Here is a 961-nt window from a genome sequence, read left to right on the forward strand (position 1 = left end):
GGCGGGTCAGGACGGCGGGAGGTCCCAGGCGCGCGCGCCGCCCACGAGGGCGGCGGAGTTGGGCACGATGACGACGTCGTCGCCCAGGCGGGCCAGTGCCGACGGCGTGATGCAGCGGGCGTTGCCGCCGCCGATGTACAGCCGGTCCCAGTGGAAGACGGGCCGCAGCCCGTCCACGACGGTGACCACGCGCCGCGACCACAGCCCGTCCCCGAGCCGGCGCCGCTCGGGCTCGCCGATGTACTGGTCGTACGTGAGGCTGCGGCGCACGGGGGCGTGCGACCACTCCAGGTGCGGCGCGATGCGCCCGCCGTGGAACATCGCCGTGCCCAGGCCCGTACCGAGCGTGATGACCAGCTCCAGGCCCGACGCCGCGACGACGCCTGCGCCGTGCACCTCGGCGTCGTTCAGGACGAGGGCGGGCAGTCCTAGGCGTGCTGCGACCGCCGCCTGCATGTCGAAGCTGCTCCACGCGTCCTGGAGCGCGGGGACCACGCGGGACCGCGGCCCGGACCTGGTGATGTAGTGCGGCGTGTGCACCACGACGCCGCTGCGGATCATGCCCGGCATGCCGACCGTGACCCGTGCCGCGGCGGGCAGGTCGGTGGCGATCTTGGCGATCGTGTCGACGAGCAGCTCCGGCGGCAGCGGGTAGGGGGTCGGCACCCGGACAGGGGACGCGTGGGCCGTGCCCGACGTGTCGAGGACGGCCGCCTTGATGCCGCCGCCGCCACAGTCGACCGCGAGCGTGAGGGTGTCTGCCATGACGTCACTGTACGAACCCTCGCGGGGGCATCGGGGAAGATGGCTGACGTGAACGACTTCATCCGGGTCCGCCTCGACCTCGCCTACGACGGCACCGACTTCGCGGGCTGGGCCCGCCAGCCGGGCCTCCGCACCGTCGAGGGGACCCTCCAGGGCGGCCTCGCCCGGGTGCTGCGGACCGAGCCGCGCGGCCTCC

The 961-nt window shown here is 74.4% G+C and carries 1 protein-coding gene and 1 pseudogene; one reads left to right on the plus strand and one right to left on the minus strand.

From position 1 onward, the window contains the following. Positions 1-6: 6 nt before the first annotated feature. A complete protein-coding gene (locus PROKR_RS16100; protein WP_036964597.1) occupies positions 7-765 on the minus strand; it encodes an ROK family protein in 759 nt (252 codons plus the stop codon). 39 nt (positions 766-804) lie between these two features. On the opposite strand from PROKR_RS16100, the pseudogene PROKR_RS37455 reads away from it, so the two are divergent. Then, a pseudogene (locus tag PROKR_RS37455) lies at positions 805-961 on the plus strand (tRNA pseudouridine(38-40) synthase TruA); the annotation flags it as partial.

The organism is Promicromonospora kroppenstedtii DSM 19349 (assembly GCF_000515355.1).
In the GTDB taxonomy this organism is placed as follows: Bacteria; Actinomycetota; Actinomycetes; order Actinomycetales; family Cellulomonadaceae; genus Promicromonospora; species Promicromonospora kroppenstedtii.